General features: G+C 44.9%; 21 protein-coding genes. 9 read left to right on the top strand and 12 right to left on the bottom strand.

The features are described 5' to 3' along the window. Nucleotide 1 precedes the first annotated feature (1 nt). Both J8Z23_RS21300 and J8Z23_RS21295 read left to right on the top strand, forming a co-directional pair. Complete coding sequence (locus J8Z23_RS21300; RefSeq protein WP_395197144.1) at nucleotides 2-793, top strand: LytR/AlgR family response regulator transcription factor; 792 nt, start codon at nucleotides 2-4, stop codon at nucleotides 791-793. 68 nt (nucleotides 794-861) lie between these two features. After that, on the top strand, nucleotides 862-1,497 hold the full coding sequence (locus tag J8Z23_RS21295; protein WP_434635348.1) for a DUF2268 domain-containing putative Zn-dependent protease: 636 nt from the start codon (nucleotides 862-864) through the stop codon (nucleotides 1,495-1,497). Between the two features lie 117 nt (nucleotides 1,498-1,614). Here the strand turns inward: J8Z23_RS21295 and J8Z23_RS21290 are convergent, their stop codons facing one another. The 4 genes from J8Z23_RS21290 to J8Z23_RS21275 all read right to left on the bottom strand — a co-directional run bounded on the left by J8Z23_RS21290 (nucleotide 1,615) and on the right by J8Z23_RS21275 (nucleotide 5,282). Then, entirely contained in the window at nucleotides 1,615-2,109 is a 495-nt protein-coding gene (locus J8Z23_RS21290) for a peptidylprolyl isomerase (RefSeq protein WP_434635346.1), read from the bottom strand. Nucleotides 2,110-2,231: 122 nt separating this feature from the next. Next, nucleotides 2,232-3,893, bottom strand: coding sequence for a methyl-accepting chemotaxis protein (locus tag J8Z23_RS21285; RefSeq protein WP_434635345.1), 1,662 nt, complete (start codon nucleotides 3,891-3,893; stop codon nucleotides 2,232-2,234). A gap of 180 nt (nucleotides 3,894-4,073) precedes the next feature. Further along, entirely contained in the window at nucleotides 4,074-4,460 is a 387-nt protein-coding gene (locus J8Z23_RS21280; protein ID WP_104972148.1) for a thiol-disulfide oxidoreductase DCC family protein, read from the bottom strand. 27 nt (nucleotides 4,461-4,487) lie between these two features. Continuing rightward, entirely contained in the window at nucleotides 4,488-5,282 is a 795-nt protein-coding gene (locus tag J8Z23_RS21275; protein ID WP_145472474.1) for a DUF4344 domain-containing metallopeptidase, read from the bottom strand. Between the two features lie 865 nt (nucleotides 5,283-6,147). On the opposite strand from J8Z23_RS21275, the gene gltS (J8Z23_RS21270) reads away from it, so the two are divergent. Beyond that, the gene (gltS, locus tag J8Z23_RS21270) at nucleotides 6,148-7,383 is read left to right on the top strand and encodes a sodium/glutamate symporter (RefSeq protein ID WP_006740921.1); all 1,236 of its coding nucleotides are present in this window, start codon (nucleotides 6,148-6,150) and stop codon (nucleotides 7,381-7,383) included. A 101-nt stretch (nucleotides 7,384-7,484) separates the two neighbouring features. Here the strand turns inward: gltS (J8Z23_RS21270) and J8Z23_RS21265 are convergent, their stop codons facing one another. The 3 genes from J8Z23_RS21265 to J8Z23_RS21255 are packed head-to-tail and all read right to left on the bottom strand — an operon-like array spanning nucleotide 7,485 to nucleotide 9,540. Further along, complete coding sequence (locus J8Z23_RS21265) at nucleotides 7,485-8,315, bottom strand: hypothetical protein (RefSeq protein WP_434635343.1); 831 nt, start codon at nucleotides 8,313-8,315, stop codon at nucleotides 7,485-7,487. Next, nucleotides 8,315-9,172, bottom strand: a complete 858-nt coding sequence (locus J8Z23_RS21260; RefSeq protein ID WP_109169330.1) for an ABC transporter ATP-binding protein — start codon at nucleotides 9,170-9,172, stop codon at nucleotides 8,315-8,317. The genes J8Z23_RS21265 and J8Z23_RS21260 overlap by 1 nt, the downstream gene beginning before the upstream one ends. Continuing rightward, complete coding sequence (locus J8Z23_RS21255; protein ID WP_085344466.1) at nucleotides 9,169-9,540, bottom strand: GntR family transcriptional regulator; 372 nt, start codon at nucleotides 9,538-9,540, stop codon at nucleotides 9,169-9,171. The genes J8Z23_RS21260 and J8Z23_RS21255 overlap by 4 nt, the downstream gene beginning before the upstream one ends. A 415-nt stretch (nucleotides 9,541-9,955) precedes the next feature. Between J8Z23_RS21255 and gltS (J8Z23_RS21250) the strand changes: the two genes are divergently transcribed. Then, the gene (gene gltS, locus J8Z23_RS21250) at nucleotides 9,956-11,182 is read left to right on the top strand and encodes a sodium/glutamate symporter (RefSeq protein WP_434635342.1); all 1,227 of its coding nucleotides are present in this window, start codon (nucleotides 9,956-9,958) and stop codon (nucleotides 11,180-11,182) included. A gap of 152 nt (nucleotides 11,183-11,334) precedes the next feature. Continuing rightward, nucleotides 11,335-12,201 (top strand): glycerol kinase, encoded by an 867-nt coding sequence (locus tag J8Z23_RS21245; RefSeq protein WP_139059720.1) that lies wholly within the window; start codon nucleotides 11,335-11,337, stop codon nucleotides 12,199-12,201. A 91-nt stretch (nucleotides 12,202-12,292) separates the two neighbouring features. Here the strand turns inward: J8Z23_RS21245 and nagB are convergent, their stop codons facing one another. Next, nucleotides 12,293-13,093, bottom strand: coding sequence for a glucosamine-6-phosphate deaminase (nagB, locus tag J8Z23_RS21240; RefSeq protein WP_006740926.1), 801 nt, complete (start codon nucleotides 13,091-13,093; stop codon nucleotides 12,293-12,295). A gap of 374 nt (nucleotides 13,094-13,467) precedes the next feature. Between nagB and J8Z23_RS21235 the strand changes: the two genes are divergently transcribed. Continuing rightward, on the top strand, nucleotides 13,468-13,719 hold the full coding sequence (locus J8Z23_RS21235) for a DUF3081 domain-containing protein (RefSeq protein WP_005392042.1): 252 nt from the start codon (nucleotides 13,468-13,470) through the stop codon (nucleotides 13,717-13,719). 151 nt (nucleotides 13,720-13,870) lie between these two features. Here J8Z23_RS21235 and J8Z23_RS21230 read toward each other — a convergent pair whose 3' ends face one another. After that, nucleotides 13,871-14,224: a DUF413 domain-containing protein gene (locus J8Z23_RS21230; RefSeq protein ID WP_005392041.1), complete on the bottom strand. Its 354-nt coding sequence runs from the start codon at nucleotides 14,222-14,224 to the stop codon at nucleotides 13,871-13,873. Nucleotides 14,225-14,372: 148 nt separating this feature from the next. On the opposite strand from J8Z23_RS21230, the gene J8Z23_RS21225 reads away from it, so the two are divergent. Beyond that, nucleotides 14,373-15,266 carry a LysR family transcriptional regulator gene (locus J8Z23_RS21225; RefSeq protein ID WP_005374436.1) on the top strand — a complete coding sequence of 298 codons (894 nt, stop codon included), beginning with the start codon at nucleotides 14,373-14,375 and terminating at the stop codon, nucleotides 15,264-15,266. Nucleotides 15,267-15,347: 81 nt separating this feature from the next. On the opposite strand, the gene J8Z23_RS21220 is transcribed toward J8Z23_RS21225, so the two are convergent. The 3 genes from J8Z23_RS21220 to J8Z23_RS21210 form a co-directional block, all read right to left on the bottom strand. Further along, the gene (locus J8Z23_RS21220) at nucleotides 15,348-16,043 is read right to left on the bottom strand and encodes a pirin family protein (protein WP_005392038.1); all 696 of its coding nucleotides are present in this window, start codon (nucleotides 16,041-16,043) and stop codon (nucleotides 15,348-15,350) included. A gap of 9 nt (nucleotides 16,044-16,052) precedes the next feature. Then, on the bottom strand, nucleotides 16,053-16,496 hold the full coding sequence (locus J8Z23_RS21215; RefSeq protein WP_005374434.1) for a DoxX family protein: 444 nt from the start codon (nucleotides 16,494-16,496) through the stop codon (nucleotides 16,053-16,055). Between the two features lie 326 nt (nucleotides 16,497-16,822). Then, on the bottom strand, nucleotides 16,823-17,026 hold the full coding sequence (locus tag J8Z23_RS21210) for a hypothetical protein (RefSeq protein ID WP_017633816.1): 204 nt from the start codon (nucleotides 17,024-17,026) through the stop codon (nucleotides 16,823-16,825). Between the two features lie 194 nt (nucleotides 17,027-17,220). Between J8Z23_RS21210 and J8Z23_RS21205 the strand changes: the two genes are divergently transcribed. Both J8Z23_RS21205 and J8Z23_RS21200 read left to right on the top strand, forming a co-directional pair. Then, complete coding sequence (locus J8Z23_RS21205) at nucleotides 17,221-18,588, top strand: AlkA N-terminal domain-containing protein (RefSeq protein ID WP_434635340.1); 1,368 nt, start codon at nucleotides 17,221-17,223, stop codon at nucleotides 18,586-18,588. Continuing rightward, entirely contained in the window at nucleotides 18,585-19,067 is a 483-nt protein-coding gene (locus tag J8Z23_RS21200; protein WP_005392035.1) for a methylated-DNA--[protein]-cysteine S-methyltransferase, read from the top strand. The genes J8Z23_RS21205 and J8Z23_RS21200 overlap by 4 nt, the downstream gene beginning before the upstream one ends. Nucleotides 19,068-19,166: the final 99 nt, after the last annotated feature.

Genomic DNA, 19,166 nt, shown 5'->3' with positions numbered 1-19,166 from the left:
AATGAATACAGGGTTTACTGCCATTATTGCTGATGATGAACCGTTATTGAGGCGTCATCTTGATAAAAGCCTAGCTGAAGTGTGGCCAGAGCTAGAGGTAATAGCCAAAGTCGCGGATGGTGAACAAGCGTTGCAAGCTATTAAGCACAACCAACCTGACATTGTGTTTCTTGATATTCGTATGCCAGTTTTGGATGGCATGACACTAGCGCAAAAACTCAATCAACTCGCCAATCCACCTTTGATTGTGTTTGTCACTGCGTACGATGATTACGCCATCAAAGCTTTTGAGCAAAATGCCGCCGATTATTTGCTCAAGCCTATCTCGGATGAGCGCCTCCTGACGACGTGTGAAAGAGTGAAAGCACGCCTTGCTAAGCGAGAGCAAGAAAGCAGCAATGTGCAGATGAACAGCCTGTTAGAACAGTTACAACAATTATCCGCGCCACAAACGCCGCAATATCTTCAGTGGATCAAAGCAACGCAAGGGGAAGATATTCATCTGATCGCCACGTCTGATGTGCTGTATTTCAAAGCGGAAGAAAAATACGTTTCTGTGTATGCCCAACAAGGACAAGGTAAAGTGCAGGAGTATTTGATTCGCACATCGTTGAAAGAGTTGATAGGGCAGCTTAACCCAGAACAGTTCTGGCAAGTGCACCGTTCAAGCGTGGTGCAAGTGTGCAAAATTAGCAAAGTAAACAAAGACTTTTCTGGAAGAATGTTTGTTCACATTGGGGAAAACAAGCTCGCTGTGAGCCGTGCATCTCAAAGTTTGTTCAAAGGGATGTAATCGCTAGAACTGCTCACTCTTTACAATGTAAACTCGCTGCTCTTAACCTACATTATCAAGGAAGATAAATGAGTTATCGCGTCACCCTCTTAAATGCGACGGGAGAGTTGTCTCCACTCGCTGAGTATTTACATCAGAAACTTGATGACCTGAGCTCACAGCTTTCTAGTTACTTTGATTTAAGTAACGTTGACCTGACCATTAGCCCGTTTGATCGCAATGACGTACCGCAGACGGGGATTGGTGGCTATTGCTTAAGTGCCTATCGTGTAGAGATTCTGCTTGATACTCAACGTGCTGATATTAAAAACGTTATTGAGAGAGAACTGGCTGCGGTGTTAGCGCATGAGTTGCATCACCTGTTCCGTATGCGAGCGGGAGAGAATGGCGTTGCACTTGGTGATGTGCTGATTATGGAAGGGTTAGCTTGTCATTTCGAACGTAAGGTGAATGGTGGCGTCACTCCGAGCTTGTTTGAGAACATCAAAGATCAAGATTGGCGTCCTTTCTATGCTGAGATGAAAGACAAGCTGACCAGTTTAGATTACAACTTCGATGCTTACTTTCTTGGCTGTGATGAAAGCCGCTGGCCGAAGTACATGGGGTATTGGGTCGGGTACAACCTTGTCGCGGAATATCTGGCTGATTTTCAGGGCTCTGAGCTGGATTTGGTTGGAGCAAAAGCCGAGCTTTTCTATCTATAACTCCGGCACAAGCCAAACTAATAGGCTGAGTTGTAAAAACAAAAAGCGCCTAAGTCATAAGACGTTAGGCGCTTTTATCGTTTTATAGTGATGACTTCTCCGAAGAGATGAATGGGCTTATTCGCTGATCGTCACTTTCTCGATAATGATTGGATCGCATGGCACATCATCATGACCAAGCTTAGAAGTTGTTTTCACTTTCGCGATGCGGTTTACGACTTCCATACCTGCGGTCACTTTACCAAATACCGCGTAACCCCAGCCTAGGTTGGTGGTTGCGGTATGGTCTAGGAAATCGTTGTCTTCCAAGTTAATGAAGAACTGTGCCGTTGCAGAGTGCGGTGCATCGGTACGCGCCATTGCGATAGTGCCAACAAGGTTCTTTAGACCACGGTTTGCTTCGTTTGCAATCGGTGTGCGCGTTGGCTTTTCTGCCATGTCTTCGGTGTGACCGCCACCTTGGATCATAAAGCCGTCGATAACGCGGTGGAAAATGGTGCCGTCGTAAAAGCCATCTTCACAGTATTTTTTGAAGTTCTTTGAGCTAACTGGCGCTCGTTCTAGATTCAATTCAATTTCGATGTCACCGAAATTGGTGGTCATGATAATCATCTGGTTTTGCCCTTATGGGTGCTTAGTTGGCGGCATTATAGCTAAGTCGCTTGAGGATAGCAGAAATAGAAACAGCGACGTTAAGGCGTCGCTGTTTCTACTATTAAGTATGGTTAAGGAAGTTAAACCGTGAAGCGTCCCACCAAGTCGTAAAGTTCGTTGGCTTTGTGATTGAGGTTTTGGCTGCCCGAGCGATTTTGATTGGCAAGGTGCGCCGATTGACTACTTTGCTGAGAAATGACTTCGATGCGTTGTGAAATCTCTTGTCCAACTTGGCTTTGCTCTTCGGTCGCGGTAGCGATCAGCGTGTTCATGTCCATGATATTCGCAATAGCTGCTTGAATATCTTGCAGCGCAACCGATGCAGCACGTGCTTCCTCTACTGTCGCTTCGCCACGTGCTTGGCTAGATTCCATCGCTTTTACTGCGGCATCCGATCCTGCTTTAAGTTGATCGATCATCTTGTGAATGTCACCTGTGCTGTCCTGAGTGCGGCTTGCAAGCTTACGCACTTCATCCGCGACAACTGCGAATCCGCGTCCTTGGTCGCCCGCTCGTGCCGCTTCAATGGCGGCATTTAGCGCAAGCAAGTTGGTTTGTTCAGCAATATCTTGGATGACTTCAAGTGATGATGAGATGTTCTGCACGTCACTCTCTAGACGTGAAATTACAGTGCTTGCTTCAGAGACCTCATTTGCTAGCGCTTCAACGGAATTAGCGGCGGAGTCTACGATGTGCTTCGCTTGTTGTGCGTTGTCATCGGCGTTTTTAGCGGAATCGGCGGCTTGGTTTGCATTGCCAGAGATTTCGTGAGCGGTGGCCGTCATTTCTGTCATTGCTGTCGCGACTTGTTCCGTTTCCTCACGTTGACCAGAAGCCAATTCATCCACTTGTGAGGCGCGTTGAGACATGTTGTTCGTTTCTGATACTACCTCTTGTCCGACATGGCTGACGCTCTTAATAATTCCTTGCAAGCTCTCAACGAAGATATTGAAGTTATGCGCGAGCTGCTTAAATTCTGGCACGCTAGATTCTTCCATACGCGCGGTTAAGTCGGCATCACCTTGCGCGAAAGATTGGATTGAGCTGTCAAACTGTTCGATAGGGCGCATAATGCTACGGTTGACGAGTACGGCAAAAATGGCCACGACAACGGCAATAGAGACACAAAACATAGCAATAGCGGCTAAGGTATTGTTTAGCTCATCGTTTGCTGTGTTTTCCATCTCTGTAATGATCGCATCGATATCATCAGTATAAAAACCTGTGCCAATCATAATATCCCACTTGGGAATGAACATGGAGTAGCTGAGTTTTGGTAATGCTTCGGTTTGCCCTAACATAGGGAAGTAGTAGGTTGTGAAGTCACCCGTTTTGGCGTTTTTCAACAGGTCTTGGATCAGGTAGTTGCCTTTTTTGTCTTGAAGGTTATAGAAGTTTTCTCCAACCCCTTTGTTGTTTTTGCCGACAACAACACGCACGCCTTTTGAGTCGTACGCAAAAATATAACCTGATTGGCCGAACTCTAGCTCTTTGAGCACTGGAATAGCTTCTTGCAATGAGGCATTACGATCCAATAACGGTTTGAGTGCGGAATGAGCCATCTGCACATAGTTTTTCAGTTCCGCTTTCTTCATCGCCATCATCGTCGTGTGCGTATGATTGATTTGTTGTTGGTTGTAGGTACTGGTTTGGAGGTAGGTAAACCACATCATACCCAAAGCAATCGTTAACACGGGAATGATGGAAAGAATATAAAGTCGCTTTCTTATCGTTAGATTCATAGGTACTTCCTTACGTCTCGGCGCAGCGTTACAAATTGGTAAACTTCAATAGCTTTACCAAATAAAAGTGTTAATAATTATTTTTGTACTGATTGCAGATTAACCGAGTTGGCGGGTGAGAAGTACAGGAAGTTGGTGATCGTGGACGAGAGAGACTCACATTTTTAAGCAGGATCACAATTAGCGAGAGCATTGGCCCGAGTTGCAGCGGGAGCTACCAGTAAGCCAGTATGAGACACGATACCTATTGTTGGCAAAACGCAGGTAAAGCCAGTCGGCAATTGGCTTGAGTAATGGCCAACGTAGTGGAGCATATAGCCAACCTCGACCGACCAACTGCCATGCTCGGTGAGTCACATCAAGACCAAGTATCAGTTCATTGTTGTCATTCAGCGCATGCAAAATCGTATTGGCTTTTTGCGCGTCTATCTGTGGGTAATCAGAAAAGTCATCGCTGTAGATATCGACGATTTTTATCGCTTGTTTTACATCTCGTCGCTTAAGTGCGTACATTTCTTTGGCGCACAGTGGGCAAGTTCCGTCATAAAATATGGTGAGTTTTGTCATTGCGATCGTCTTATTATTTTATTTGTTTTACTGAGTTCTACGTGGCGATTTTTCTTTTGGTTCATTATGTTGCAGGTAGTGGTTCCAATTCGCGCGTATGTTCTCGTAGTTGTATTGGCAAAAGTCTTTGCGATCTCGTAGGTAGTCTTTTTCAACTTCATCGAGAAGCGACTTGTACTGTTCCGGATCACTGCCGTACACCAAACATAAGGTAGAGAAGTAGCGTTGCAAATCAAAACTGTGCTCATCAATGTACTCACCGAAGTCGTAGTAGTCCGGTCTGTCATCGGACTCAAATGCGAACATGTCGGCGGCGCTAATGGCCATCTCTGCGCCATCTTCTAGGAAGTCAATCATTAAGATCGTGGCAAAATTATCGACGGCATCTTCTTCTTTTCCGAGAACAGGGATGTTTTGATCTTCGATGTAAGCATGCCCGGCTTCATGCAGCAAGGTGTGTAATAACGTATCTAACGCCCCTGTTTTTGGGGATTTTCCAAGGCGTTCTTCATACTGGTTATTGGAGAAGTAATTGAGTGATTCCAAATAAAAAGTGTAGGGAATGTGTATCGTGTGCGTATCGGGATCGTACATTGGGCCATCTTCTCCGCCGTAAACCAGTGTGAGTGGTTTGCGAAATGGAAAGTGGATCTGAGATAGCTCAAGAAAAATTGGGTTTACATCGCTGTTTTGGATAGATTGCAGGGCGATTTTTTCATGGGTTGTTTCCACGGGAGAATATTCAATACGGATATTTTCCGCTGCAGTGGCAGATGAGATGGCACAGAGTAATAGCACAGGGAAAAGCGAATGAATTTTCATGTAGGGCTCTTGTTATTTGAATAACTTACATAAAAATTATACATGTTTTTGTGTGATGCATAACTGGGATTGTTTTTATCACCCAGAATCGGGTAGTTAGCCTCGAAAGACTACCATGACAACACCGTACATTTTGGTTGCTGGGCCCTCCAAAAAGCCTATCAAAACACGTTTTATTCAGGAGACGATAGATAAGTGATTGGCTTTTAAGGTTTATTTTTTGGTGAGGCTAAGCTGAATTGGCTTTGCTCTTTTGTCTGTAAAAATGCTATTCAGCAGTTAATCATTATGGAATGAAATCATGGGATTGGTGAATGTCACTGAATTGAAGAAAATTATCAGCAATATGTTATAATCCGGCTCCGTTGTGACGAAAACGTTTGTTGCAGCTTGAGAGTTTCCTTGGATTCGGCTCGTTTACACACCATGAGCCAGAGTTGAAAAACTACGACAGGAACAAGCAAACCCAATTGTTTTGAACGCGATCTCGGCGTTTAGAGGTTACAACGGGAAGGAACTTTGTTTGATAGTAATTGACACATTCTGTTTAAGTAAGGGAGCCCAACGTGGTTCAGAAAGTGTCACCCAGAATTTACTCACAACACTATACCCCAAGCAGTCACGCACAGGTATTGCGAGGGGGCATTTGAAGGAGCTATATCGGCTCCTTTCACATTTAAGGGCTTGCTAACAGCGGAAAACTGACACATCGCTAAAGGAGCGTCCCTTAAACTAGCCTAAGGCGCATCTACACCAACTTTTGAGTATTTTCGAAACAGTAAAGCGAGAACATTTGCTATTGAATGAAGGTTAAATTAACACTCGATCATTACGGAGGATGAAGAGAACAATAATAAGAGGCGATATGAATCATTTAATATCTGTAGGTGCACTGGAGTCCTTCTTGGTCGCAATCAGTGTGCTTTTCCTGGGGCATTTTATTAATGCTAAGCTACCGATTTTAAAGAAGTTCAACATACCTGAGCCGATTGTAGGTGGCCTTATTGTGGCCTGCATGATTACTGCTCTTCATTTCAACGGCATCGACTTGGAGTTCGATTTGCCGTTACAAAATACGTTTATGTTAATGTTTTTTGCGACGGTTGGTTTGGCCGCAAATTACACTCAGTTGATGAAAGGAGGTGCGAAGGTTTTTATCTTCTTAGCTGTCGCATCGTTTTACATCATCATACAAAACGGCGTTGGCGTTTCACTCGCGGCGGCGCTCGGTTTAGATCCTTTGATGGGGTTAATTGCTGGCTCGATTACTCTGTCTGGTGGCCATGGTACAGGTGCTGCGTGGTCACAAACCTTCCAAGACGTGTATGGATTGGATAACGTTTTGGAAATTGCGATGGCATCAGCCACTTTTGGTTTGATCATCGGCGGTATCATTGGTAGCCCAGTGGCACAGCGCCTCGTAGAAAAAAACAGCATTGAATCGGAGTATGGTCGTGGTGGTCGGGATGCCAAAACTCACGAAAAATTCCCTGAGTTGGTGACCTACAACGAATACGAAGAAGATAAAGTAACGGCGAAAAAAGTGGTGGAGAAACTCTTCTTCCTACTGATCTGTGTTACGGGGGCGAAGTATGTTGAGCAATGGGTTAGCACGTATGAAATCTCATGGTTGATGATTCCAGATTTTGTTTATGCGCTGTTCATTGGTGTGATCATCACGAACTTCTTAGAGGTGACCAAGCTTCGTAAGTTAGACGCAGAAACCGTCGATATGCTCGGTACCGTTTCTTTGTCATTGTTCTTGGCGATGGCATTAATGAGCTTGAAGTTATGGAATATCTTTGACTTAGCGATTCCATTCTTGGTCATTTTGGCTGTGCAGTCTGTGGTCTTAGCTATCTTCACTTACTACGTTACGTTCAAAGTGATGGGACGCAACTATGACGCTGCGGTTATTGCGGGTGGTCACTGTGGTTTTGGCTTGGGGGCAACCCCAACAGCCGTGATGAACATGGGCTCTATCGTTAACCGATTTGGCCCGTCGCCGCAGGCATTTATGGTGGTGCCAATTGTGGGGGCTTTCTTTATCGACATCGTTAACTTAATCATTTTACAAGGTTACATTTCATTCCTTGGTTAAATTTAAGTTCATGATCTCCTGAGGTCGAAATAAAAACGGTCACAACACAGGTTGTGACCGTTTTTTTATGGCTCGATTTTGGCCGTTTATCGAACGACGGATTATTGAATGGTTCGGCTGAACTTGAGACTAGCTGTCCAACCAAGAACGCCGACGAAAGCGTAAATGCCAACGTTTAACCAACCCGCTTGAGGAATTGCATTAAATGGGCTTGGTGCAACAATGGCGTGCAGTGGAAGGTAAAGCACTTCGGAGAAGAACTGATCTAGGCCGTAATAGCCAAATAGTGCGATTGGCATCCAGCGCAGCGCATAAATGGCGATAAACAAAATGACCAGTGGTGAGTTCACTTTCTGAGAAATAGCCATTGCGGTTAATGCCAGCGGTAACAGTAGAATACCGGCGAACAACATTCTGATTAAAAACTCTCCCCAATGCAGCAGCACGCAACCTAACGAGGCTTGGCGGTACAATAAAGCCAATTGGTGATCGGTAGAGATGTTCAGCAACCACAACATCAAATCTGCTGCGAGCACAAGCGCCGAGCAAACGAGCGGAATCACCAATAAGCCAAACCCTAGCTTCACTAAGTGAGTTTTTATGTCGCTGACCGGCATACTACGCCAAAACATAATACTGCCCTCCGCGCGTTCTTTGCGCAGTGTTCTCGGGAAGTATTGAACGGCTAATAAGATAGACAGCAGTCCCGCCCCGCCGGTGATCAACATGTTTACATCGTCACCAAGCTCTTTGTGAATGTCACTGACATCGCCACCAAAGCTCATTTGGAAAAACATATTGTGTTGTAGAGTGTCGTTGCTCATTAAACTGACAAAGAGAATAAGTCCACATGCCAACACAAACAGTGGAATACGTAAAACAAGAGGGTTTTCCAACCACTCTTTTTGCAACATCGCGACAACTGAACGCATTACGCTGCCTCCTTCTGCAATGCTAAAAATAGATCCGCTAACTTCACCCCATGGATGGCCCCCATTGTTTCTGCTTGTTGGGCATACTGGGCAGTGAGTAACCATTTCGTTGAACCGAGCCCTTTTTGTGACGAGAGTGGGTTCATCGCTTCAATTTGTGTGCGGTATTCGTCGCTGGCCTCAAGGATAAAGTAGTCTTCACTGATACTGTCCATCGAGGTTTGTAGTACAGGGCGGCCATGCTTGAGAATCAGCACATCAGTCAGTAAGTGCTCAATCTCTGATACTTCATGACTGGCGATGATCAACACGCGCTCGCCGTCGTGAAACCATTCCAATAAGTGACGATAAAACGTATCACGATACACGAGATCTAACCCGAGTGTCGGTTCATCCAATATGAGGATTTGGGTGTTGGTCGCGATCACAATCGCGAGGTGCAATTGCACCTTCATCCCTTTGGATAAAGATTTGATGCGCGCACGAGGTTTGATGTCCGTTTGACGAAGCAGCGTATCTGCTTGGACGCGATTGAACCCTGGATGCACGCCTTCGGTATAGTTAAGCAGTTGAGCGACAGTCATCCAATCTGGCAGAACGTTCACATCCGAGATGTAGGACAAGCTCTGCATTATTTTGTCGCGTTGCATAATGGGTTCAAATCCGTTGATACGAACAGTGCCTTGATATTCATGTGCGCCGAGTAGGGCATTAATAAGCGTTGATTTACCTGCGCCATTATGGCCGAGTAAGCCAAGTACTTGTCCTGCATGTAGGTCGAAACTCACTTCATGCAGTGCTTCTCCTTGTTGCTGATATTGCTTGGAGACGTTTTTTACACTGACTAATGCGCTCATTGGTCACCTTTCAAGTGTGGTTTTAGTTGTTGAATGAATTCGTCGAGTGACATATCCAGACGCTGTATTGTGCCGGCTATCTGCGGAATTTGTTGTTGAAGAAAACGTGCCTTCTCGTCTGCGAGCAATTTGAGCTTTGCCCCTGAAGCGACAAACATACCTTGACCGCGTTTTTTCTCTACTAACCCCTCATCAACAAGCAATTGATAGCCTTTCATGACGGTGAGGTGGTTAATTTTCATATCCGCAGAGATGCTACGAACTGAGGGTAGAGCATCGCCTTCTTGCCAGATACCTTGCAGTATTTGTTGAGTGATCTGGTCAGCCAACTGTCGAAAAATCGGTTGGCGATCATGCCAATTGGTCATGAGTGAATCTCTTGGCTGAAATGGTGTTATATATAGGTATAATACCTAGTGTGCCGGAGAGAAAGTAATAATTTAAAATTAAGCGTATGTTCCAGCCTTCGCTTTCCCTAAATATCTACCTATGTGATAGCTATTTTGAAGACTTTATTGTGAACATAAATTAGACACTTCTCATAAGTTGAGAAGTGTTATTTTTCTAATCCAATCAAGGTATTTACCACCAGCTTGGTATTGGTATTCTCATATAATGATAATCAGTGGGATTTTGGGTGCATCCATTTCTTACTTGATGAGAATTTGTGGCAAATACACCCTAGAAAACAAAAGGTTCGAGAGGCAATCTGATTGACTTAGGCACCTATCTCACGTTGAGCGCTTGCTCAATGAATGAGAAAGAGGAGAGTAAAGAGGTCTCATGAATCAGGTAATATCTATCGGCCCACAAGAGTCGTTTCTCGTCGCAATTTGCGTGTTATTTTTAGGGCAGTTCATTAACACCAAATTACCAACCTTAAAGAAATTCAATATCCCAGAGCCAATTGTTGGTGGTCTAGTCGTGGCTTGCGTGATCACGACGATGCACTTAAATGGTGTGGATGTATCATTTGATTTGCCACTGCAAAACACCTTTATGCTGATGTTTTTTGCGACGGTTGGCTTAGCCGCGAATTACACCCAACTGATTAAAGGCGGTGCGAAGGTTTTCATCTTCCTTGTTGTGGCATCGGTCTACATTCTTATCCAAAATGCGGTCGGCGTATCCTTAGCAACCGCATTGGGGTTAGATCCACTCATGGGGTTGATCGCCGGCTCTATTACGCTTTCTGGCGGACATGGAACTGGTGCGGCGTGGTCGCAAACTTTTCAAGAAATGTATGGTTTGCACAATGTCCTAGAAGTGGCGATGGCTTCTGCTACGTTTGGCTTGGTCATGGGCGGGATTATTGGCAGCCCTGTCGCGCAAAAGTTACTCAACAAGCACAACTTAGAATCGGAATACGGACGCACCAACCAAAGCCATCAGAGTTTCCCTGAATTGGTGACCTATAACGAACATGAAGAAGATCGTGTCACGGCGAAAAGAGTTGTAGAAAGCTTATCCATTATTTTGCTTTGCGTGACAGGCGCGAGCTATCTGGAGAGTTGGGTGAGCAGTTTTGGCATCAAGTGGTTAATGATCCCAGATTTTGTTTATGCGCTGTTTATTGGTGTTGTCATCACCAACATCATGGAAGTGACCAAGGTGCGCAAGGTTGATTTAGAAACCGTTGATATTCTTGGTACGGTTTCGCTATCGCTGTTCCTTGCCATGGCTCTGATGAGCTTGAAATTGTGGAATATCTTTGAGCTTGCGATCCCATTCCTTATTATTCTTGCTATTCAGTCTGCCGTACTCGCGGTGTTCACTTATTACGTAACATTCCGCATTATGGGCAGTAATTACGATGCCGCGGTGATCGCCAGTGGACATTGTGGTTTCGGTTTAGGTGCCACACCGACTGCGGTCATGAATATGGGCTCTATCGTGAGTCGTTATGGTCCATCACCACAAGCATTTATGGTAGTACCAATTGTCGGTGCATTCTTCATCGACATTGTGAACTTAGTGATTTTGCAAGGCTGCATTGCTTTTATTAAATAGCCCCCGCTTCTTTCAACTTAACAAAGCCAGTCCCTTGAGATTGGCTTTGTTATTTGTAACACGAAATCTAGTTTCTCTGACTTCAAGCCGTGAAATCAATACGTTACTATGATGACATAGTGTTCAGTTCTACAGCAGCATGAGGTACCCACATGTCTGAAAAAATATCGACGTCGGCATTAGCGAAAATGCGCAAGGTTGAAGCCAAGCTGTTGTTTGCCGATCTCAAACGTGCTGGCTACATTGTTCGTCAAGACGAAAAATGGATTCTGACGGAAGAAGGCGCCAAGTTTGGCGGCGAATATGTGGATCACCCTAAATTTGGCCAGTTCATCGTCTGGCCGACCAATTTACATATTGAGCTGACTTCCAGCTCAGGGAAAACATTAAGCGCCACGCAGCTGGGTGAAAAGCTGAAACTGAATGCGAAGCGCATGAACCAACTGTTGAGTGAGTTGGGGTGGATCGCCAAATCTGAAGAAGGTTGGAGTGTCACTGAAGCTGGTATACGCGCTGGTGGCCAGCAAAGAACCGATAAAGAGACACAAAATACCTTTGTCGTATGGCACGATGTGGTGCTGCGTAATAAGCGTCTTAAGCAGTCTGTCATTGAATTTTTAGGGCAAGATGCCGAGTCACACTCCACGGATAAATCGTACTCAAGCTTTCGCCAAAAGTTTGAAGCCAAACACCGAACATTAGATGGGCATTACGTGCGCTCTAAGGGGGAGTTGCTCATCGACAACTGGCTGTACTTGGCTGGTGTGGTGCACGCTTATGAACGTCAGCTGCCGATTGACCAAGATGTCACCAGTGACTTTTATTTGCCAGGTGGTAAAGTCTATTTGCAGTTTTGGGGAAGTGATACTGGGGAGATGGCTGAGGCTGACCGTGAGACCATTCGTACTGTGTATGAGCAGCATCATTTTAACCTTATCGAAGTCGAACCGAGTGAACTAGACAAGTTAGATGAAGTGCTGCCTAAGCGTCTTCGTCAGTTTGGTATTAAAGCTTATTAACGACTTAAGCCCGCTGTTCAGATAAGAAAAAACCCGTGATCAATCACGGGTTTCGTATTTTTAGCGTGCATCTAGGCTGTCATCCTATGGATTAAAAACCTTTGATGTTTTCCGCTTCTAGCTCCGAGAAGTACTTCACTGTCTTCACTTTCAGTTCTTGTTGAGCTGGCTCGTCACATACGATCACTGCTTTAGGGTGAAGTTGAAGTGCAGAAACCGTCCATAGGTGGTTTACACAACCTTCTACTGCTGCTTCAAGTGCTTGAGCTTTGTTATGACCTGTTACCAGAATCATCACTTCTTCTGCGTCTAGCAGTGTACCCACACCGATAGTCAGTGCGTATTTAGGCACTTGGTTGATATCGCCGTCAAAGAAGCGAGAGTTCGCAATGCGAGTGTCTTCAGTCAGTGTCTTGATGCGAGTACGAGAAGACAGAGATGACGCTGGCTCGTTGAACGCGATGTGACCGTCGTTACCCACGCCGCCCATGAACAGGTTGATCTTACCGTAAGACTTAATTTTGTCTTCGTAACGCTTACATTCTGCGTCGTGATCGTCAGTGTTACCATTCAGTAGGTTGATGTTTTCTTCTTGGATATCAATGTGATTAAAGAAGTTGTTGTACATGAACGAGCGGTAAGACTCTGGGTGATCCGCAGGGATGCCAATGTACTCATCCATGTTGAAAGTCACGACGTTTTTGAAGCTCACTTCGCCGGCTTGGTAAAGCTCGATTAAGGCTTTGTAGGTTGCTAGAGGAGTGCCACCAGTTGGTAGACCCAGAACGAATGGACGCTCAGCAGTAGGTTTAAAGTCGTTGATACGCTTAGCGATATGCGCAGCTGCCCACTTACCTACTTGTGCTGCTCGAGTTAACGGGATAAGTCTCATTTTGTGCCCCTAGTTATTGGAATTTACGATGTACCGAAACATTAATTCGCATTATAAAATAAGTAATGACGAACTGCTATTGTTTTAGGTCAAAATTTTGCTTTTTCTTTAACCAGTGTTGATTTTATCGACTGTTTTTATATCTAAATGCTTTTATAAGCCGATTTTTTACAAAGAAATTGCATTATGAAACTGACGAATTGATAGATAAAATTTATGATCTAAATTAAGTTCTGTCTTCGCACTTAACCTTGTTTTTTAACAACCTACAGAGTGTGAAACCGCACACGAACTTCAAATATTATGGGATGGACATGGCACGACGCTCATTCCTTAACCATAATTGAAATGTGTAAACCAGTGAGGAATTCGGTATGAAAAATGAGTTAGATCCGAGCAAAGTACTACAGGCTTACGAATGTGTGATGAACAACGGTACACCAACCGAATTTGGCAAAATGTATGAAGGTGTAGAAGCGTTTTCCGATTACGACGGGTACAACGTTTTCTTACGAGGGAATGGTGTTGAGCTAAAGGTTGGCTTCCACAATACCTATCAATTGGAGTACGACCAAGAGCACTTGAAAGAGAGCTTTTTGAAAAAGATCGCAATGCTTGCCAAGTAGACTAGCACTAAATACTAAAAAAGCCCTTGGGAGAACGCGCCCTTGGGCTTTAGGAGAAGAAATGAGCTTGTTTTGCTCGCTCAGTCAAACCAAACGAGCTTTCGCCTATTACCTACTGCTAGAAAAAGGCGAGAATTAGTTTATTTGGTTATTAATCGTCTTCGACCAAACTCTCTTCAATGTAATCTTCTGTCGCGTCAGGCTTATTACGACCATTTAGCGTGTGGAAGCGCTTGCGACCACGAGCAAGTTGGGTGTACTTTAGCCACGTACGCTCAAGTTTTGTTTTTGCTTTGCCTGGGTTTTCTAGCACCTTGATGAAGTGTTTCTCTTCGCTATTTTCAGGTGTTAATTCGCCTGACTCTAAGCCAAGCATAGTATCCCCATAAATTGTTAGGATTTCCTCTTCCGAGAGAGTAAAATCGCCAGACTTTGCAAAGCCGCGTGGGAATTTTACGTTGTCGTAAAAACGTTTTTTGCCATGACGGAATTCAGTGTCAGACATGTCAACAGCCTCTGTAACCGTTATTGATGAATGTAGTGAACTACGGCGAAAATTAGGCGTAAAGCTAACAAAAGAAAAACAAAACTTTTTTGTCGTCATGATTTTAATTAGTTGTTAATCTGGTTTTATATTAACCAGGAGATGGTTTATGGATGTAAAAGTCTTTCGAACATTTTTAGAGCTGGCAAGGGTTCGTCACTTCGGACGCGCCGCTGAGAATCTTTATATTACCCAAGCTGCAGTGAGCGCACGTATCAAACAATTGGAAAGTTACTTCGATACGCAATTGTTTATTCGTGATCGAAATAACATAAAGTTGACCTCTGCAGGTGAGCGCTTAATCAGTTATGCAGAGGTGATGGTCACCACATTGCAACAAGCGAAGCTAGAGTTATCGCTTGAAGATGGTAAAGCGCTGCAATTAACGTTAGGTGGTACGCCAAATATTTGGGACGCCTACTTGCAGAACTGTTTAAGTGTCGTCACGGATTCATTTGGAGGCTATGGCTTCATGGCTGAAGTGATGGGGCGGGAAATGCTCAGTCGTAGCTTGCTAGAGCGCACGTTAGATATGGCATTTGCGTTCGATCAGATCAAAGCTGATGAGCTTAACTGTAAAAAAGTGGCGGATGTTGTTCTCGTTCTAGTATCAACCGAGAAAGATTCTTTAGACACCGTTTTTGAAAACAAATACGTGTACGTTGACTGGGGGACGCGTTTCTCCTCAGAACATTCTGAACGTCACCCTAAGATCCCGGCTCCGTATCTGCGCACGTCAACAGCGCGTATAGCATTGGACTTTATTTTGGAGAAGGGCGGTGCCGCTTACTTACCCATCTCTCTGGTAGAGCCATTTATCGCCAATGGGCAGCTTCACAAGGTGTCTGGCGTAGAAGATTGGTGTCGCCCTATTTATTTGAGCTATCGTAAAGCTAGCTCGTCTGTAGACGCGATTAAGCAAGTGGAAGAAATTGTCAAAGAGATTGATCCACTGACGGCTTACAGTTTTCAGCAAATTGGTTCCGGCACTTCCGACGAATAGCGTTGAGTGAAAAGTCAGAGAAATTAAAAAGCCGCCTTGGAAAATCCAGGCGGCTTTCTTTTTATCTCGATGAATCGATAGTTATGGCAAGTCAAATAGCAGGGCGGTTGTGCTCTCGTTCGATGTATTGCGCAAAACAACCTTACTTTGCTGTTCGATCTTCGCGCCGTCGCCTGCCGTCAAGGTGGTATTGTCGATGCTAAGGCTCCCCGTTACTTGGTGAACGAATAAGTTTCTACCCGATTCTATCTCAAAGTTAAGTTCGCTATTTGGTTCAAGAATTAACTGATGTAATGTGGCATCTTGCTTAATAAGTAGCGTACCGTTTTCTCCTGTTGGAGTCGCGATAGTTGTTAATCCAGGCGTGCGACCAAAGTCTTTTTGCTGATAACCTGGTTTGGTTCCAAATGTATTTGGCTGAATCCAAATTTGTAGAAAGCGCAGCGTGTCGCGGTTCGACGCATTGTACTCACTGTGGTAAATCCCTTTCCCTGCCGACATGAGTTGGAATTCCCCGGCAGGTAATGTTTTCACGTTACCTTCGCTGTCTTTGTGCGCGATAACACCTTCCAGCACATAGCTGATGATCTCCATATCACGATGGCCATGTGTATCAAAACCTGCGCCAGGTTGGACTACATCGTCATTAATGACTCTCAGCTCAGAAAAGCCCATATGTTGTGGATCGTAATAGCTACCGAAAGAAAACGTATGTTTGCTATCAAGCCAGCCAAAGTTTGCTCGACCTCGGTCTGCTGCATGTCTTACCGTAATCATAGAGCCTCCTTAAGAGAGCTTTTTGTTTAAGAAGTTATCTAATGCTGCTTTACCTGCGCCAGAGAACGCCAGAGAAACGCTCGCTGCCAGTAATGCTAAGCCAAACTCGTAACCGTTGTTTGCCATGAACAAACCGTTTTCAAAGTGGACGGAGAATATCGCTACCACCATCGTGAACGCCAAAGCAACCGCTGCTGGTCGAGTTAGCAGACCAAGTAAAATGAACAAGCCGCCAAAGAACTCTGCGCTGCCCGCAAGTAACGCCATGAGCACGCCAGGACCTAAACCGATAGATGCCATCCACTGACCTGTGCCTTCTAGCCCGTAGCCACCAAACCAGCCAAACAGCTTTTGTGCGCCGTGCGCCATAAAGATAATGCCGATTGGAACGCGAAGTGATAGTGCGCTGTAACCTGCGTTTGATGTGGTAATTTTCTGTAATAGTGCTTTCATGATTCTGTCCTCTGACTCTTTTCAATGAGTGGGAAGCGTGTGCTCCCGTGCTGTTGAGAACAGTTTAGGTGGCGGTGAGAATAAAAATAACGGGAGTATTTTGATAAACTCGTTCTAAAAAATTGAATAACAGATTTTTGTTATTTTTAATCAGTTGCTTGAGTGTTTTTTATGAGTTTTTTTATGCCAGTTTTGTCGTGTTTTAAATCAGGCTCCATCATTATTTTCGATAAACATTTTTGCTGTTAAACAAAAAAAGAGCACAGGTTGCTGTGCTCTATTGCTTTCGCTATTAACAAGGGAGAAAGGTGTGTTAAAGAAAACCGTCAGAGGTTCATTAAGCTCTCTAGTGACTCCTCTACATTGTTGTAGTGATAGGTTCGAATATTACGTCCATCCGTGGCATTAATTTGAATTTCTGAGATCTCGTTATCTGAGTCTCGTTCGATAATTCCAATTGAATGATCTACGGATTTACTGGTAATAACCTTTTGGTTTCTTAGTACAATTACGCAAGTGTGTAAGTCCATGCCAATTCCCTTTAGCCGACGTTGTTGTGATGTTCTGAATCTAACTTTAGTGTACAAAAGCGCTAATGCCAATAAATCTCAATATTGAGTTCCGAAAATGGCTAATGGTAGGCGCTTAAGCAAGCTACAATAACACTATATTGAACGATGCCTATGAACAATAAATGACAAAAGGCATGAGCAAGGAAAGCACTATGTTTATTCACCCCCATACCTCACTGACTTTCGAGCAGTGCCATAAGGCGCGGGTCGCGCGAGACAGCCGTTTTGATGGGCGATTTTATGTGGCAGTGAAAACAACGGGGATATTTTGTCGCCCAATTTGTCCGGCTAATTTACCTAAAGAAGAAAATGTAGAGTACTTCACCGATAAAGCGCAAGCTCTCCAAGCGGGGTACCGTCCATGTTTGCGCTGTCGACCTGATAGCGCGCCGGGTTCTTGGGCATGGAAAGGCGTAGAAACGACCTTTCAACGGGCGATTTCGTTAATTGATAGAGGGGAGTTGCATCACCATTCGGTGTCTGAGCTAGCAGAGCGTGTTGGGATTTCTGATCGTTACTTACGTATGTTGTTTGAGCAGTATCTAGGGATGTCACCCAAGCAGTATGCGCAATATCAGCAACTAATGTTCGCCAAACAGTTGCTTCACTCCAGCTCTATGTCGGTCACCGACGTGGGGTTTGCGTCAGGTTTTAACAGTACGCGCCGCTTTAACGATGCTTTCCAAAAGTTTCTCAAATTGACGCCTTCTCAAGTCCGTCGCAAAGAGTTTGACGGTATGGGTAGCAATCGAATTGCCTTGCCTTATCGAGGTGAATTGAATTGGCAGCACATGCTGAACTTCTACCGTTTACGAGCGATTGAGGGGGTTGAGCTGGTGAGTGATGAGAGTTATCAGCGCAACGTTTGTCTGGATACCAGTAAAGCATGGTTTAAAGCGACCAAAGGTGAAGGGTACCTAGAGCTAGCGTTTGAAATTGAAGATGTAACGAAGCTGCAAAACTTGGTGTCTGACATTCGTCGTATGTTCGATCTTGACGCTGATATTTGTACTGTTGAGCAGCATTTGGATTATGTTGCACCGGGGCTTGTGTCGAGTAAAGGTATTCGGATTCCTGGTGTATGGAATGCATGGGAGGCTGGAGTTCGAGCGATTTTAGGCCAACAAGTGTCGGTCAAAGCGGCGATTGGTCAACTTAACTTATTGGTGGCCACACTTAGTGGAGAGTCAGAAAAACGCTTTTTCCCGACACCAGATGCGATAGCGAATACCGACGTGAGCTTTTTGCGCATGCCGCAAAGCCGTAAAGAGACGCTAGTGCGCTTTGCCCAGTTCATGCAGGACAACTCAGAAGCCGACCCCCAGAAGTGGCTAGCCTTGAAAGGCATTGGACCTTGGACAGTCAGTTATGCTCAACTGCGAGGGCAATCTCAACCCGATTGCTTTTTAGATAAAGACTTGGTGGTGAAAAAGGCGATGCAGCGTTACCCATCACTGAATACGCACACTGCGGCCCCTTGGGGAAGCTACGCGACGTTTCACTTATGGAATCAATCATGAAAACATTTTATACCGAAATGCCGAGCCCATTAGGAACGGTGACCATCCAATCTAACACTGAGGGCTTGCTTGGCATTTGGTTTGAAACATGCACCACTAAGCCGAGTGAACTGGGAGCGCGAGACGATCAACACCCGATTTTGCGCCAAGCTGTTACCCAGTTGAATGAATATTTTTCTGGCCTACGTAATGAATTTGAGCTGCCTTTGGCGGCTACAGGCACGGATTTTCAAAATCAAGTTTGGCAGGCACTAACGACCATTCCATACGGCGAGACGTGGAGCTATCAAGATCTCGCCAACGCGATTGGCAACCCTAAAGCTGTGCGCGCTGTTGGGTTGGCAAACGGAAAAAACCCTATTTCTATCGTGGTACCTTGTCATCGCGTTATTGGCAAAAGCGGTAAATTGACAGGGTATGCTGGTGGAGTAGAGCGCAAGCAACGTTTACTTGCGTTGGAGCAAGGTACACCGCTTTAAGTGAGGCGATTCTCATATTGTGATTAAGCGTGCTGCACAGGGGAAATGATAGTGTAGAGTTTCATATTCGTTATACGAATAGAAAAAGGATAATAAGGA

Source organism: Vibrio sp. SCSIO 43086, assembly GCF_051132235.1.
GTDB classification, from domain to species: Bacteria; Pseudomonadota; Gammaproteobacteria; order Enterobacterales; family Vibrionaceae; genus Vibrio; species Vibrio diabolicus.
This window is presented reverse-complemented; position numbering and strand designations above follow the sequence as displayed.